At 62.2% G+C, this 15,406-nt stretch carries 10 protein-coding genes, 1 pseudogene and 1 riboswitch; of the genes and pseudogenes, 5 read left to right on the plus strand and 6 right to left on the minus strand.

The genetic code is table 11. The annotated features are described in order from the left end of the window. Nucleotide 1 precedes the first annotated feature (1 nt). Nucleotides 2-1,420 (plus strand): alkaline phosphatase family protein, encoded by a 1,419-nt coding sequence (locus C6Y62_RS00450; RefSeq protein ID WP_173952358.1) that lies wholly within the window; start codon nucleotides 2-4, stop codon nucleotides 1,418-1,420. After that, nucleotides 1,420-1,947 (plus strand): isopentenyl-diphosphate Delta-isomerase, encoded by a 528-nt coding sequence (gene idi / locus C6Y62_RS00455; RefSeq protein ID WP_173952359.1) that lies wholly within the window; start codon nucleotides 1,420-1,422, stop codon nucleotides 1,945-1,947. The genes C6Y62_RS00450 and idi overlap by 1 nt, the downstream gene beginning before the upstream one ends. Nucleotides 1,948-2,333: 386 nt before the next feature. On the opposite strand, the gene C6Y62_RS00460 is transcribed toward idi, so the two are convergent. Next, a complete protein-coding gene (locus C6Y62_RS00460; protein ID WP_246274201.1) occupies nucleotides 2,334-3,911 on the minus strand; it encodes a DUF6513 domain-containing protein in 1,578 nt (525 codons plus the stop codon). 406 nt (nucleotides 3,912-4,317) lie between these two features. Here C6Y62_RS00460 and C6Y62_RS00465 point away from each other — a divergent pair, with 406 nt between their 5' ends. After that, nucleotides 4,318-5,598 carry a serine hydrolase domain-containing protein gene (locus C6Y62_RS00465; RefSeq protein ID WP_173952360.1) on the plus strand — a complete coding sequence of 427 codons (1,281 nt, stop codon included), beginning with the start codon at nucleotides 4,318-4,320 and terminating at the stop codon, nucleotides 5,596-5,598. A gap of 33 nt (nucleotides 5,599-5,631) precedes the next feature. Here the strand turns inward: C6Y62_RS00465 and C6Y62_RS00470 are convergent, their stop codons facing one another. From C6Y62_RS00470 to C6Y62_RS00485, 4 genes are read right to left on the minus strand one after another with little or no spacing between them, the layout of a single operon-like run. Further along, nucleotides 5,632-6,525 (minus strand): DUF1289 domain-containing protein, encoded by an 894-nt coding sequence (locus C6Y62_RS00470; protein WP_173952361.1) that lies wholly within the window; start codon nucleotides 6,523-6,525, stop codon nucleotides 5,632-5,634. A gap of 33 nt (nucleotides 6,526-6,558) precedes the next feature. Continuing rightward, a complete protein-coding gene (locus C6Y62_RS00475) occupies nucleotides 6,559-7,332 on the minus strand; it encodes an ABC transporter ATP-binding protein (RefSeq protein ID WP_173952362.1) in 774 nt (257 codons plus the stop codon). After that, on the minus strand, nucleotides 7,329-8,318 hold the full coding sequence (locus C6Y62_RS00480; RefSeq protein WP_173952363.1) for a FecCD family ABC transporter permease: 990 nt from the start codon (nucleotides 8,316-8,318) through the stop codon (nucleotides 7,329-7,331). Before C6Y62_RS00480 ends, C6Y62_RS00475 begins: the two co-directional genes overlap by 4 nt. Further along, complete coding sequence (locus tag C6Y62_RS00485) at nucleotides 8,315-9,151, minus strand: ABC transporter substrate-binding protein (protein WP_173953021.1); 837 nt, start codon at nucleotides 9,149-9,151, stop codon at nucleotides 8,315-8,317. The genes C6Y62_RS00480 and C6Y62_RS00485 overlap by 4 nt, the downstream gene beginning before the upstream one ends. A 369-nt stretch (nucleotides 9,152-9,520) precedes the next feature. Next, nucleotides 9,521-9,713, minus strand: a riboswitch (cobalamin riboswitch). Nucleotides 9,714-9,888: 175 nt separating this feature from the next. Between C6Y62_RS00485 and C6Y62_RS00490 the strand changes: the two genes are divergently transcribed. Both C6Y62_RS00490 and C6Y62_RS00495 read left to right on the plus strand, forming a co-directional pair. Further along, a complete protein-coding gene (locus tag C6Y62_RS00490; protein WP_173952364.1) occupies nucleotides 9,889-11,667 on the plus strand; it encodes a metallophosphoesterase in 1,779 nt (592 codons plus the stop codon). Between the two features lie 12 nt (nucleotides 11,668-11,679). Next, nucleotides 11,680-12,720 (plus strand): AI-2E family transporter, encoded by a 1,041-nt coding sequence (locus C6Y62_RS00495; protein ID WP_173952365.1) that lies wholly within the window; start codon nucleotides 11,680-11,682, stop codon nucleotides 12,718-12,720. Nucleotides 12,721-13,630: 910 nt separating this feature from the next. Here the strand turns inward: C6Y62_RS00495 and C6Y62_RS00500 are convergent. After that, nucleotides 13,631-15,343 (minus strand): annotated as a pseudogene (locus C6Y62_RS00500) (DEAD/DEAH box helicase); the annotation flags it as partial. Nucleotides 15,344-15,406: the final 63 nt, after the last annotated feature.

Genomic DNA, 15,406 nt, shown 5'->3' on the forward strand with positions numbered 1-15,406 from the left:
GATGCAGTCTCTCCTCGTTCTCAATATCGTCGGCCTCACGCCGGAACTCATTGGCGATCACACACCCAACCTGAAACGGTTCGCGCAAGCGGGCGCTATGCGCCCCTTGCGTACGGTGACGCCCGCCGTGACCTGCTCCGCGCAGGCTACGTTCCTCACCGGACTGCCGCCCGGCGGCCATGGCGCGGTGGCCAACGGCTGGTTCTTCCGCGACCTTTACGAAATCTGGCTCTGGCGCCAATCCAACCGCCTGTTGAGCGGCGAGCGCGTGTGGGATGCCGGCAAACGGCTCGATCCCGCGTTCACCTGCGCCAACATGTTCTGGTGGTACAATATGGCGTCGGACGCGGACATCGCCGTCACGCCGCGCCCGATCTACAAGGCCGATGGCCGCAAGCTGCCGGATTGCTACGCGCAGCCTTCGCGGCTTCGCGATGAGCTGACGGAAAAGCTCGGGCCGTTCCCGCTGTTCTCGTTCTGGGGGCCAGCGACAACCGTTGCATCGTCGCGCTGGATTGCGGATGCCTCGCTGCATGTGATGCAGCAAAGCGATCCGACACTGACGCTCGTTTATCTGCCCCATCTCGACTATTGCCTGCAGCGCGTCGGGCCGGAAGATCCGTCGATCGCCAAGGATCTGGCTGAGATCGATGCGGTAGCGGGCAGCCTGATCGATGCAGCCGCTGCGTCGGGCCGCGATGTGATCATCCTGTCGGAATACGGCATCGTGCCGGTCAGCAAGCCGGTGCACATCAATCGCGCGCTGCGCGAAGCGGGGCTGCTCAGCGTGCGCGTTGAACAGGGCGGCGAGTTGCTTGACCCGCCACAGTCGCGGGCGTTTGCGGTTGCCGATCATCAGGTGGCGCATGTGTACGTGAGCGATCCTGCGTACATTGATGAGGTGCGCGCGCTGCTGCTGAAGCTGGATGGCGTTGCCGAAGTCTGGGGCGAGGAAGAAAAGCGCGCCAACGGGCTGGCGCATGAGCGCTCGGGCGAACTCGTCGTCATCAGCGAACCCGATGCGTGGTTCACCTATTATTACTGGCTGGATGACACGCGCGCGCCGGATTTTGCCCGCTGCGTGGAGATTCACCGCAAGCCGGGCTACGATCCGGTCGAATTGTTTCTCGATCCGGCAATCAAAGCGCCGAAACTTGCAGTGGGGTGGCGTCTGTTGAAACGTAAGCTTGGCTTCAGATCATTGCTTGACGTGATACCGCTGGATGCATCGCTGGTGCGCGGCTCGCATGGGCGCGCCGACACGCCGGAAGCGCGCAGCCCGGTCATCATGTCGTCGCGGGCGGAGCTTCTGCCTGAAGGCACATGCGAGGCGACCGCCGTGAAGCAGATCATGCTCGACCATATTTTCGGGCCGCAGACGGGTGATGGCGCATCGTCGTCGCCGGGGCACGCGACGTGATGATCGACGAGCTGGAACACGTCATTCTCGTCGATCCCGACGACCAGCCGCTGGGCACCGAGCGCAAGATTGAAGCGCACGTAGAAGGCAAACTGCATCGCGCGTTTTCAGTGCTGATCCATGACGGCAACGGGCGCATGCTGCTGCAGCAACGGGCGCCGGAGAAATATCACTCAGGCGGGCTGTGGACCAACGCGTGCTGCGGGCATCCGCGCCCAGGTGAGGCAACTATCGACGCAGCGCGCCGCCGGCTGATCGAGGAAATGGGCATCGATTGTCCGCTGGTGCCGCTGCATGCGCTGACCTATCGCGCCGATGTTGGCAACGGCCTCATCGAACATGAAGTGGTGCATCTGTTTGTCGGCCACTGGCACGGCGCGGTTGCCGCCGATCCGTCCGAGGTTTCCGATTACGCCTGGAAGGCGCTGAACGAAACGCGGGTCGAAGCGCGCGATCAGCCAGAGCGTTTCACCGCCTGGTTCCGCGTCTACCTGGATCGGCAGGATACCGACTGGTTCGCTGCTTAGGATTTTCTCTTTTGCACCGGCGACACCCCGCCGGGGCGCCGGCCGCCGAGCTACTTTTGTTGCGCCTTGCGACTCCCCTTTGGGGAGCCGGCCGCAAGGCGCGGAATTCCCTTACCTCTACACGCCGGCATCCCGAAAACGATCGGGATCTACGCCAGCTTCAACACCGGATCGGGTGAAAGTGCGTGCGTGCTTCTCGGCGGCGCGCGCCTTCTACCAAATCAGTGGCCCCCCGGCCGACGTCGGGAGAACGTAGTGCTATATTTGCGCTGGCGCCTGCCCTCTGGTCAGCTCGCCGCTAGCGCGCGCGGTCTGGTGAACGGAACGCTGGCCGCCGATGCGGTGGCGCTCAGGTGAAATGACCTCGGCGGGAACAGGCCCCGCAGCTATTCAGCGGTGTCGGCTGTCTTGGTGTCGGCTGTCTTGGTGTTGGCCGCCTTTGTGCCGACTTCTGCCGCAACGCTTCCGGCATCGAGCGCTTCAGCTTTAGTCGCAGCAGCCGACTTGGCATCCGCGGTTTCAGGCTTTGCGTCTGACCCTGCCGCAGCAGCAGCGGCGGGCGCGTCGTCCTTCTTGCCGAACGTGCTGCCGGCCTCCTTGAACTTCATCGCGTGCGCATCGTCGGCCGAGCCCTTGGTGCCTGCAACGATACCGAACTCCAGCGGTTCGTCCTGGGCATATCGCTTTCCGAGCTTTTGCGCGATCTCGGCACGCGCGGTTTCGACGCCCAGATAGAATGCGTGGCCCGCATCCGCCCGCGTATCGATGTGCGGAAACAGCTCAAACGGATCCTGCCCGACGGCATGTCCGTTGCGGTTGTAGATGTGAATGCCGTCCTCAGCGACCTCGATGCGATAGTTCGGATCACGGATCTGGCTGGCCAGAAACTCGATTTCCTCCGGCGTCGATGCAAAGCCTTTGCGGTCGCGCAGAGCCATCAGACCACCGCCAAACCCCTGTGGCAGCGCGTTCGCCTGCTTGGCCGCGTAGTATTCGCGCCGCGCATAGTCGAATTCCTTGATCGCGGTGCGGCAGTGCGGGCTGACCTGAACCGCCAGCACCGCGGTGATGTTCAGCTCGGAACAAATGCCCATCAGCAGCGCATTGATGCCGGTGGTGTCAGCGTCCGTGAGTTCCGTCAGGTTGCCGATGCCCATCAGGATGGGAATATCCGGACGACGCATCCTCAGATCGTAATAGCGCGCTATCGAAGCGGCGAAGCCGTAATGGATCGGGTCGAGGATCGGATCGGCATAGTAAGGCCGCCCCTTGGCGATCATGATGTCGATGACGCGATCGAGCGACGCCATATCGGCCGCGCCCGATGACACCAGCACCGGCGCTGCCGGGCCTTCATCGACGATTGAAATGTTTTTTTCCGACAGGCTAAGCAGGAAGTCGGCGCCCGCACGCGTCGCGCGCGATAGCTCCTCGGAATTGAAACTGTCGACACTGACGCGCGCGCCATCGGCATGCAGCGCAGCGATGGTTTCTTCCAGATGCGGAAACGGACTGTCGGGCAGACAGCCAAGATCGATTACGTCCGCGCCCTCTCCCCGCAGTTTGCGCGAGCGCTCAATGATCTGATCGACCGACATCGTGGTTGCGTCGACGATCTCGGCAAAGATCGTCATGTTGTGCTGGGACAGATCCACCTTCTGCCGCGCCTGCCCCAGATACTCGGGCAAGTCCGCGATCTCATCCGGCCCGCGCTCAAATCGCGTGCCGAAAAAATCCGACAACCGCTCAAGATCGCCACGGAAGCGCCCCGGCATGATCACGCGATCGACGCGATCCGGCAGCTTGAGGCGCCGCTCGACGATATCGGTGGTCATCAGTGCAGCCACCTTGACGCCCACGTTCGCGACGACGGGCTCGATGGTTTCACCACCGATCTCGTTCGCCATTCTTTTCACCCGTGGTTCCGCCAGCGAACCGGTGACCAATACGACGCGCTCTGTCATGGGCCGAATGTCTCAATACCAGGGGGCGACCGCAAGGGCCCCGCCTGCATAGAATTGTGAAGCAGAGGTTGCGAACAATTTGCTCATTACCGCAACCCTACGCACATTCGGCAGAAAAATGCTTCGAAAGCCGCGCAAATCATCAGGGCAGCGTTGTGGCCACTGGCAACTATAGCCGCTGAAAGCCGGCGCCGAAATTGAACCGACGTCGCGGACCGGAGCTTTAGCTGCCATCGGCCTCATTTGCGGGAACACACCAGCCAACACAACCCGATTTTTGAACCTCTGCGGGAGCCAGCGCGTCGGCGTTACGCCCATGGACGATCACGGCAAGACGATCACGGCGAAGTGCATTCCCTCTCTTCATTGCGGGCAGTAACAATTAAACGTCGAATAGGATTCTGCGATGCTGAGATACTCTCTATCGCTGGTCTGGATCACGGCGCTGATGATTTCATTGCCGAGCGCGCGCCATGCGTGGGCGGGTGAGTGGAGCGCCTACGACACCGCTCAATTCGATACCCTGATCGACAAATGGCGCAAGGGCGGCAAGCAGCCTCGCCGCGCTGCGCTCAGTGTTGCTATCGGCATCAATGGCGAGCTTGTATTCGCGCGCGGTTATGGCGAAGCGCGACCGGGCCAGATCGCTACGGAACGCACCGTCTATCATATCGGATCATTGTCGAAGCAGTTCACCGCTGCGGCAATGCTGAACCTAATAGATAAGGCCCCCGTTTCGCCGCGCTCCCTCACGCCGCTTTCTCTGGCGTCGACTGTCGATGCCGTTCTGCCAGGCTTCGAAAACTGGAGCGCGCCCGAAATCGGTTCACCCGTTACGATCCGGCGCCTGCTGACAATGACATCCGGCCTTCCCAGTCTGCTCAATCGACCACCACCGGGGTCTGACCCCTGGGGCCGCATCAGCTCCGGAGAATTGATTTCAGCGCTGAAGGACCTGCGCCCGAGCGCACGCCCCAAGGTCTTCGCTTACGACAACTTCAACTACTTTGTGTTGTCGCAAATCATCGAAACGGTGAGTTGCAGATCGCCTGACGCCAACGCGCGCGGCTTCATGCCGTTCGTCCGTTCCATGCTGTTGACGCCTCTTGCACTGGACGACACAGGCTTTATTGGCGACCCAAAATCATATCGCGCCGCGCGTGTTGCAACACCCTCATGGGGCAACACACCTTCACACATGCGCCGTCCGGCATTTGTGCAGTCCGCCTGGTTGCAAGGCGCAGCCGACATGGCCAGCTCCGCGACGGATCTGTTCAAATGGAACCGGGCCATTATGCGCGGCACTGCGGTTACGCCTGCCAACCGCCAGTTGATGTTTTCCAACGCCGCGCGTGTCACCCTCGCGAGGTATTATGGCATGGGCTGGTTCATCGATCACGATGCCGGATGGGACTGGTTTACCCACACAGGGTTTGTGCCTGGCTACACAGCCTCCAATGCGATTGTACAGAACCCAGTCAAGGGACACTGGATCAGCGTAACCTTGCTGACGAACGCCGATGGCATGCGCGAGCTGGAAAAGCTTTCCGAGGCTATCGTTCGTATCGCAAAGCGACATTTGCCGCTGGTTGTCGCGCAACCCAGCGAGCCGCGTCCGGCACTGTTCTTTCGCTCAGTGCAATTTGCAGAGCCGCCCGGCCCGCCGCCCTATCTAACCGGCCGGTGATGCGGCGTGCAGCAGCGCGCGAGGTGGATGGGATTACGCCGGTGGCTTGGCCGGATAGAAGATCGCCACTGGCGCGGCATAGGAAGGCAGTTCCAGCGTCGATGGTATTTCCTCGCCCGTGGCCAGGAACTGCGGCAGAAAATGCGTGTGCGCACCATCTGGTGCTTTGCCGTCGGGCGGGGGAATAGGCGCAAAAACCTCAATGCGGGCCTGCGCCGTTTCAACCACGCGGGCGGGGCTGTGCTGAATGATATCCATTCCCACGCCCGCCATCATGGCGGACCACGGCTGACCGATGAAACCACGCAGCTTCGCTGCCAGTTCAGCGTTGCCAGTGCGCACGCAGAAACGACTGAAACGGCGATCGACACCCAGATCAAACAGCGTTTCGCTGCGGTGATCGACATCGACCGCATCGTAGTCAGCGCCGAGCGATGTCACCGTCGAAACTTTCGACAGAGTGGCGCGCACCTGCGGAAAGCCAAGCACGGTGGGGCCATCATCGTCGAACGCGAAGGCGCGCAACTTGTCGGAAGCGTTCAGCCGGAAGATTGCATCGGGCGCGCGGGCGGTAACGCCGTCTTCGTCGATCGTAACGGCGATGTCGCGATCGGGCCGGCATGGAAACTCCGCCACGGCGCCAGGCGGGCCCACAACCCATGTGCCCTGGCGCTGCTCGATGGTTTTCGCAACCCAGGCCTGAATTTCATCGCTTGTCGACGGCAGCAGGCGCACGCGCACGGCCAGCGCCTTGAAGCGCTCGGGCAGTTGCTGCCATATGGCGTCGCGCGCAGCTTCGCCCATGCCCGCCCACGCGCCAATCTCATCGCCGGTGCGCGCGCAGCCCAGACACAGACCAGAAGCTTCATCGAGCTTGCAAACGCCGATGCATGGCGAATGCCGTTGGCGTCTGGCGGCTAAGTTCATTTTAGTTTCCCCAGATATCTTCAGGCAGACAGTTCAGCCGATCGCCCTTCTTGGCACCACAACCAGCTTGTCTTCATCCTCACCGAAAAATGCCTGCACGCCATAGACACGCTGCAAATTCTCAGCGGTGAGAACCTGGCGCGCAGGACCGTCCGCTTCCAGTCTGCCATTGCTGAGCAGCAGCAGCCGCGTACAGAAGCGCGCGGCCAGCGAAAGATCGTGGCATGTCATAAGCACAAGTCGCCCATTGGCGGCCAGCCCCGAAAAGATCTCGGTGACGCGAATTTGATGGGCCGGATCAAGCGCTGACGTGGGTTCATCGGCGAGCATGACGGAACTGGCCTGCGCCAGCGCACGGGCGATCAGCACGCGGGAGCGCTCGCCGCCGGAAAGCTCGGTGATCGGCCGCTCGCGCATGGCGGCGACATCTGCTTCACGCATGGCCGTCTCCACCGCGTCGCGGTCTACGGCTTTGAGCTGCTGCATCGGCGCGATGTGCGGTGTACGCCCAAGCGAAACGACGGTTTCCACCGATAGCGGCCAGGTGGCATCGCGCTCCTGCGCCACGTAGCTCATATTCAGCGCGCGGTGCTTCGCCGCCATCGTGCGCAGATCGACGTTGTTCAGGCTGATGCTGCCGGTGGACGGAATCAGGCCCAGCAGCGCCCGCAGCAGCGTTGTTTTGCCTGAACCGTTGGGGCCGATCAGACCGATGAACTCGCCACCGCTGGCGGCAAACGACACGCCCTGCACGATCTCACGACCGCCCAGCGAAACATGCAGGTTCTCGACATTGAGGCTCGTCATACCAGCCTCCGGCGCTGCTCAAGGATGAGCCATAAAAAGAACGGCGCGCCGACTATAGCGGTCAGGACGCCAAGCTTCAGATCGCGTCCGGGCGCAATGACCCGCACGGCGATGTCAGCGGCCTGCACCGCTGCGGCACCGCCGAGCGCACTGACCGGCAACAGGCGGCTCGGTTGCGAACCAACCAGCGGCCGCAACAGATGCGGCACCACCAGCCCGACGAAACCGATGGTGCCTGAAACCGCGGTGGCAGCGCCCACTGCGCTGGTTGTGCCCAGCACAGCGACCAGCCGCACACGGTCAGGCCGGATGCCCATGCTGGCCGCTACGTCCGGACCTAATGACAGCGCATCCAATGAACGGCCAAGCGAAAACAGCAGCACACAGCCGAGCACGATGAAAGGCGCCGACAACCAGACATGCAGCATCGAGCGATCGGTCAGCGACCCAAGCATCCAGAACACGATTTCAAGCGCCGCAAACGGATTGGGCGAAAGGTTCAACGCCAATGACGTGAACGCCGTTGCCAGCGAGCTGATTGCTATACCCGCAAGGATGAGCATCAGCGGCGTCGCATGGCGTCCCGCCAGCAACAGCAACGCGCTAACCGCGATCAGCGCGCCACCGATCGCCGCGAGCGGAAGCGCGAGAGGAAACAGCGCCGCAAGCCCGGTATAGATGGCCAGCACCGCGCCCAACGAAGCCGATGCGCCAATGCCCAGCACGCCGGGATCGGCCAGCGGATTGCGCAGATAGCCCTGCAATACCGCACCCGATAAGCCCAACGTGGCACCGACCAGAATTGCCAGCAATGCACGCGGCAGCCGGATTTCCTGCATCACCAGTTCAGCGGCTCGATTGCCTATGCCGATCAGGCCGAGAAACGCTGTGACGGGATCGAGCCCGGCCGGACCGACACCAAGCGACACGCAAAACAACACCGCGACGAGGCCGACCAGCAGCCCCACAAGCAAACCGAACTTCATGGATGCGCCTGTCCCACCACTTTGCGGCGCGCCGCGTTGAGAATGGCGACGGCTTCAGCCGTGAACGGCCCGCCGCACACCCAGTACTTGTCCGCAACACCGGTCATCGGTTCACCGCCCAGAATGGCTTTCAACGCCGGATGCTGGAATGTCTCATAGGCGAGAGCGGGCGCTTCACCGGCCAGCCGTTCACCGGCGATGATATCCGGGTTTGAGATGATGATTGTTTCCAGCGGCAGCCGCGAAGTGCCGGTAAGCCCAAGCTCGGAGCCAAGATTGCGCAGCCCGGCGGCATCAACCACCTCGGCCGCGAGCGTACCGGCACCGGACGTATAACTGTTAGCATAATGCAGCGCACTGAGCGGACGCTTCAATGCTTCGCCGCCCCGCGCCTCAGCGATCCGCCGATGAAATTCAGCGATAAGTTCTTTTGCCCGTTGCGGCCGCCCCAGCAGTTCGCCCATGCGCTGCATGTTTTTTTCGATGTCCTCGAATGAACTGGCGGGCTCGAACTGCTCGACGCGAAACCCCAGACGCTTCAACATCGCGACGCTGGCACGGCTCGTATAGGTGCCGGCAAAAATCATATCGGGCGCCATCACGAAGATCTCTTCGGCCAGCCCATGGTTCACAGCGTAACGCTGCGCCTGCGTAACCATCACCGAACTGGCCGGATCGCTGGCAAGGTGTGAAACGGAAACAAGCTGGCCTTCATCCGCCATCAGCATGGCGAGCTGGTCCGTGCACAAATTCATGGACACAACACGCTTGGGAACCGCCATGGCATGGCCAGCGCACAAGCCCATAACAGCCGCGACAGCCAATAGCCGCATGCCCATGCGCAAAAACAGTGTTTCGGCTCGAAGCACATCCCACATAAAGAGACCGCTACCTCACAGCATCAATTAGTCCGGCAACGGATTGGCAACGCAAGCGTCAAAATCCGTTGCAACAGAATGCAGGGAGCACCGGTCGGGTTCGGCTTACGCTTAGATCGTGGGACCAACCAAATGTCCCGAACAGATCCGGCATGCACGGAGCAGAACTGCCGGCGCGCCGCGCACCTGCAATGCGTTCACTCCGTCCGTTGCATGCGTGTCGATAAAACGGACACCGCAAACGGCAAACCTGACGTTGCTCCCCTTCGGTTGCACATCGCTCGCCACTCCGGGATTCCGTTTCTCCGTGCAGCCCGCACGCAGAATGGGCGACCTGTGACGGCAGGTTTCCTGGCTCACGGCTCCAACGCGATCCTGCCAGCCTTCCCAGCAACCAAATCCGGCGCCAGTGGCAATCAAGGCAAGACGCTTGCCGCTCACAGTTGCGGGCGCAGCCGCGGATTTGACAGATCACTGCCCCACCGCGTTCCCATGCACCGTCACGGCCCTATCTGCGTCGTATTGGCGGCCTGATGTCAATGGACAAATAGCCCCTGCTGCCGCCCTAGTGTTGCATGCGCTATCCCGCTGGCGATCACAGTCCCTGAGCGAGCACCACGACCGCCGATTTACCATCCCGCAAGCATCCATCGCCCACAGTGCACCGCTGTGAACAAGCCGGGACGGATCCCATGAAGCCACTGGTCGACCCGCGCGGTGGCGACATCGAGGATGATGCCTCCAGCACCAAATCGAATTCCCTGCTGATGATGGCGGGCAACATGCTGGGCGAGATCAGCTTCGCCAAGCTGGTTGTCGCCTGGCTCGCTTTGTTCATCGTGCCTGCCGTCATCATCGGCGTGACGCCGCTCATCGCGTCGGCGTGGCTCGGAAAACTTGCCGGCAGGTTGACGCCCGCACTTGGCATCGTGCCGCTTGCGATCCTCGCCATCATCATCACGCTTGGCTGGCTGTTTGGAAGACGGCTGCTGCGGCTGGCCGAAAGCAGCTTCTGGTCGCTGAACGCGCTGGTGATCGAACCCGTTTATATCGTATGCCGAGAGGTTATGCGGCACGTTGCCGAGAAATTTCTCTCCGACGACGCAAGTCCGCGCAACCGCGAACGCATCCGTGCCTGGGCCGCAGCCGCTTCCGGGCTGGTCATCTCGCTCGCCGCGCTCGCCGTTTTCCTCGCCGTATGGCCGTCAACACGGTGGATCGGCCAGCTCAGCGATCTGGCCGCGCCGCTGCATCTGATGTGGGCTGCAATTGCGAACACCGTTGCGGTTATATGTGCCTATCTTGCCGTCGCCGCGTTCGCCTGGGGCATCGCCGACGCCACAATGCCACCACCGCGCGATTTGCAGCGCTTCGCCGATGCAGCTAACGGCGGCCGTGCGTGGCGCATCGCGCACCTTTCGGACATCCACACCGTTGGTGAGCCCTATGGCTTCCGCATCGAATGCGGTCGCGGTGGACCGCAGGGCGATGACCGTTTTCGCCGCCTACTGACGCAGCTTGAAGCCATTCACGCCGATGATCCACTGGATTGCCTGCTGATAACCGGCGATGCGACAGACGCTGGAAGATCAGGCGAATGGGCGGAATTTCTCGACGCACTGGCGGAGCATCCGGCCTTAGCAGAACGCACGCTGGTGCTGCCCGGCAATCATGACATAAATATCGTAGACCGATCAAATCCGGCGCGCCTCGATCTTTCAATCGGGCCGAACAGTCGCCTGCGCAAGATCCGTACCCTCTCGGCGATGGATGCGCTGCAGGGGCAGCGCGTTCATACGGTCGATCGCAAGCAGCAGACCGCCGACAGAACACTGGCGGCAACGCTAGCACCGCATGCCGACGACATAAAAGCGTTTGCCGACACCGGTCGGCCGGTGTTTTCAACGCTTGCGTCGGATCTGTGGGCCGATGTGTTCCCGATGGTGCGGCCACCCGAAACACCAAACGGGCTCGGCGTTATTCTGCTGAACAGCAATGCCGACGCGCATTTCTCGTTCACCAACGCGCTTGGGCTTATTTCTGTCGAACAGTTCACGGCGATGGAACAGGTGTTGGCGCAGTATCCCGATGCGGGCTGGCTCATCGCCCTCCACCATCACCCCATCGAATATCCACGCAAGGCAAAGGTGCTGGCTGAACGCATCGGCACCACGCTGATCAACGGCAACTGGTTTTTACGCCGACTGCAACCCTACGCCGATCGCATCATACTGATGCACGGCCATCGCCACATCGACTGGATCGGCGAATGCGGCGGCATCAAAATCGTTTCAGCGCCGTCGCCAGTAATGGAATCCAGAAACGATGGCACGACCTATTTTTACATTCACTCCCTGACGATTGACGATACTGGCCGGTTGCAGCTGCTGACGCCGCAGCGCATCGACGTCGCGGGTGATCGCGACAGCACGACCATCACGCCACGCCTGGAAAGCGTGCAGCACAGCTAACCGGGGGACACCATGGTGACGGACAACGGCAGAACCGCGCTTGTCATCTGCGCGGCGGTGCTCACGATTGCGCTGGCCTATTTTGCGCGCTCGGTTTTTGCGCCGATGGCGCTGGCGCTGTTTGGCATCGCCGTTGTCTGGCCGGTGCAGCGGTGGCTTGAAGCGCGCATGCCGCAACTGGCAGCGCTGGCCATTTCGCTTCTGCTAACCATCATTGCAATCGGCGCGTTGCTGCTGCTGAGCGTCTGGGGCGTCGGACAGGTCGGGCGCTGGATCGCGCTTAACGCGGCGCAGCTTCAGCAGGCTTACGGCGAGCTGACGCAATGGCTTGAAGGGTTTGGCATCTATCTCAACGGTATCTTTGTCGAGCAGTTTCACGTTTCGTGGCTTGTCAGGCGGACGCAGCAAATCGCGACGATGCTTAGTGGGCTGACCGGATTTTCCGCGCTGGTGCTGGTGTTTCTGATGCTTGGGCTGCTGGAGGTGCGCGACCTGAAAGCAAAAGTTGTCTCAGCCTGCCAGCCCGAAACGGCAAATCGTGTGCTGCACACCACGGGCCTCATCGCTGAAAAGTTTCGCCGCTACGCTGCCATCCGCACAGCCGCCAGCGTGCTAACCGGTTTGCTGGTGGCGTTGCTGTGCTGGCTTCTCGGCATCGATCTGGCGCTGGCCTGGGGCGTGCTGGCGTTCGCGCTGAACTTCATTCCGTTTATCGGCCCGTTCATCGCCACCGTGCTGCCAGCAGCGTTTGCCGTCGTGCAGTTTCAATCGTGGGAAGCGGCGGCGCTCATCCTAGCCAGTTCCTCGGTGGTGCAGTTTCTCATCGGCAGTTATCTGGAACCGCGCCTATCCGGCAGCGCACTTTCCATCTCACCGTTTCTGGTGATTTTCGCGGTGTTTTTCGGTGCGCTGCTGTGGGGCATCACCGGCGCTTTCATCGGCGTGCCGGTTGCCATCGCGATCCTGACAGTGCTGAAGCAATTTCCCAACACCGCATGGATGGCGGAGTTAATGTCAGGCAGCCCGAAACGGGATGATGCGCAGGCTGCCTGACGCGGACTACCGCGCCGGCTGTTTGCAGCAACGCCGTTCGCTCGCGACGTAAGTGCCGCCGCGCGAAAAATGCGAGGCGGTGCTGTTATCAGGCATCGTACAGGATGCGGCCCGAGCGCGGCTTGGGACCGGCGGGCTTGTCACCGGCCTTGAACGGCTTGCCGGAACGGCCACCGGACTTTGCATCATCACCGAAACGCTTGCCGCCCTTGGCCGGGGGCTTCGAACCGCCGCGACGCAGCGGCTGCTGGCCACCGCGAGCACCGCCGGCCTTTGCACCCTTCTTGTCGCTCCAGTTCGTTCTTGGCTTCGCGCCCTCGCGATGCGGACGTTCGCCATCCTGCCGTCCCGTTTCACCGTCACGGCGATCGGCCCGATGACCGCCTGCGTCGCCGTCACGCTTCTTCCAGTCCGGGCGCGGTCCGCGATCACCTTCGTGGCGCGAAGGTTTACCGCCGTCACGACGATCAGCCCGATGACCGCCTGCGTCGCCATCGCGCTTCTTCCAGTCCGGGCGTGGACCGCGATCACCTTCGTGGCGCGAAGGTTTACCGCCATCACGGCGATCAGCCCGATGACCGCCCGTGTTGCCGTCGCGCTTCTTCCAGTCCGGACGCGGCCCGCGATCACGGTCGGAGCGTTCTTTGCCACCGTCGCGGCGTGCGGGACGATCAGAGCTTCTTTCGCTGTGGCGCTCCGTCTGAACAGCGTCCTGCGCCGGTGCCTTTGCTTCTGCTGGCTCGCCTTCACGATGCGTATGCGCGTCACGGTCGGCGTGCTGCTCGGCTGCACCGGCGTCATGATGCGCTTGCGGACGATCAGCGCGCGCATCGGAGCGGCGCTCACGGGGCTCACGCTTGTCGTCGCGATCCCACTTGCGATGCGGACGCGCGCGTTCAGGCTTTGCCTCTCCGGCACCTGCTCCGGCGGGGGCGCCGTCATTCGCCAGCGAAATGCGCCCTTCGTTGCTCGGCAACGTCTGCGCGGTTTCAGAGAAACGATCCGCAGCGTCGGAAACGATCTGGAAACGTGTGTCGCGATCGAAAATGCGGATCGCGCCGATCTCGGCTTTCGTCACACCACCAGCGCGGCACAGCAACGGCAGCAGCCAGCGCGGATCGGCATTGCGCTCGCGACCGATGTTGATGCGGAACCAGGTCATCGGCCGGCCATCGTCATGCACCGGACGCGGGCTCCGACGTTCACCGGCACCTTCCGGCCGTTCACGGCGGAACCCATCCGAATTTCCATCGCGGCGCTGCCACTCACCGCGCGGCGCGCGATCACGATCTGTGCGGCGCGGCGGCGGGCCGGTATCCTCGGCCAGATCTTCCGGCGCGGGCAGCTGCGCGCGATGATAACGCACCAGCGCCATCGCGATCTCTTCGGCGGAATGCTGCTGTTGCAGCTCCTGCGCCAGCTTGGTGTCATCTTCGGTAGCGGGGTCAGTGAACATCGAAGCGCCAAGAAAGCGCTGCTGATCCCGCGCGCGGATTTCATCGGCGGTCGGCGCCGGCGTCCACGTAACTTTCAGCTTCGCCGCGCCTAGCAAGCCTTCGGCTTTGCGGCGGCGGTTGAACGGCACGATGATGGCGCACAGACCCTTGTTGCCTGCGCGACCGGTGCGGCCGGAGCGGTGCAACAGCGTTTCAGCGTCGTTCGGCAGTTCAGCGTGAATGACCAACGCCAGATCCGGCAGATCAAGCCCACGCGCAGCAACGTCAGTGGCAACAAGCACGCGCGCATGACCGGCGCGCAGTGACTGCAGCGCATTGGTGCGCTCGCCCTGCGTCAGTTCACCGGACAGAGCGACGGCAGAAAATCCGCGCTCGTTAAGGCGCGCGTGCAGACGCTTTACGGATTCGCGCGTGGCACAGAATACGATGGCAGCGCGCGCTTCATGGAAGCGCAGCACATTCACAACCGCATGCTCAACATCGTGCGGAGCGACACGCATCGCCTGATACTCGATATCAGCGTGCTGCTCATTTTTGTTTACGGTCTGAATGCGCACAGCATCGCGCTGATACTGGCCGGCCAGCGTTTCAATCTCGCGCGGCATGGTTGCCGAGAACAGCAACGTCTGGCGCTCAGCGGGTGTGTCGTCGAGGATGTATTCCAGATCTTCACGGAAACCGAGATCGAGCATCTCATCGGCTTCGTCCAGCACCACCGCCGACAGCTTGCTCAGATCAAGGCGGCCCCGTTCAAGATGGTCGCGCAGACGGCCCGGCGTGCCGACAACGATATGCGCGCCAAAATTCAACTGACGCGCTTCGGTGCGCACATCCATGCCACCGACGCAGGTGACGACCTTTGCGCCGGCATCCTTGTAGAGCCAGTCGAGCTCGCGCTGCACCTGCATCGCCAGTTCGCGCGTGGGCGCGATGATCAACGCCATCGGGGCGCCAGCTGGAGGCAGCGTTTCGCCTTCACCCAGCAGGGTGGGCGCAATCGCAAGGCCGAAGGCGACAGTCTTGCCGGAGCCGGTCTGAGCCGACACCAGAAGATCGCGCGATGCCTTGTCGGCTTCGAGCACCGCAAGCTGAACCGCAGTTGGGGTCTCATAGCCGCGCGTGGCGAGTGCTCGCCCTAGCGCTGGATGGGCAGAAGAAAAATTCATTCAGGGATGTGCTTTTTTCAAATGCAGAGGACCGACGGCGCCTCAAGGTTTCGGGGTTGCCAT

Source organism: Hyphomicrobium sulfonivorans, from assembly GCF_013306565.1.
In the GTDB taxonomy this organism is placed as follows: Bacteria; Pseudomonadota; Alphaproteobacteria; order Rhizobiales; family Hyphomicrobiaceae; genus Hyphomicrobium_A; species Hyphomicrobium_A sulfonivorans.

What these genes read in the sequence shown, in the direction of transcription:
- C6Y62_RS00490 (WP_173952364.1), top strand. Translation starts at nt 9,889, where the DNA reads ATGAAGCCACTGGTCGACCCGCGCGGTGGCGACATCGAGGATGATGCC.
- C6Y62_RS00465 (WP_173952360.1), top strand. Translation starts at nt 4,318, where the DNA reads ATGCTGAGATACTCTCTATCGCTGGTCTGGATCACGGCGCTGATGATT.
- C6Y62_RS00470 (WP_173952361.1), bottom strand. Translation starts at nt 6,525, where the DNA reads ATGAACTTAGCCGCCAGACGCCAACGGCATTCGCCATGCATCGGCGTT.
- C6Y62_RS00495 (WP_173952365.1), top strand. Translation starts at nt 11,680, where the DNA reads ATGGTGACGGACAACGGCAGAACCGCGCTTGTCATCTGCGCGGCGGTG.
- C6Y62_RS00480 (WP_173952363.1), bottom strand. Translation starts at nt 8,318, where the DNA reads ATGAAGTTCGGTTTGCTTGTGGGGCTGCTGGTCGGCCTCGTCGCGGTG.
- C6Y62_RS00485 (WP_173953021.1), bottom strand. Translation starts at nt 9,151, where the DNA reads ATGCGGCTATTGGCTGTCGCGGCTGTTATGGGCTTGTGCGCTGGCCAT.
- C6Y62_RS00475 (WP_173952362.1), bottom strand. Translation starts at nt 7,332, where the DNA reads ATGACGAGCCTCAATGTCGAGAACCTGCATGTTTCGCTGGGCGGTCGT.
- idi (WP_173952359.1), top strand. Translation starts at nt 1,420, where the DNA reads ATGATCGACGAGCTGGAACACGTCATTCTCGTCGATCCCGACGACCAG.
- C6Y62_RS00460 (WP_246274201.1), bottom strand. Translation starts at nt 3,911, where the DNA reads ATGACAGAGCGCGTCGTATTGGTCACCGGTTCGCTGGCGGAACCACGG.
- C6Y62_RS00450 (WP_173952358.1), top strand. Translation starts at nt 2, where the DNA reads ATGCAGTCTCTCCTCGTTCTCAATATCGTCGGCCTCACGCCGGAACTC.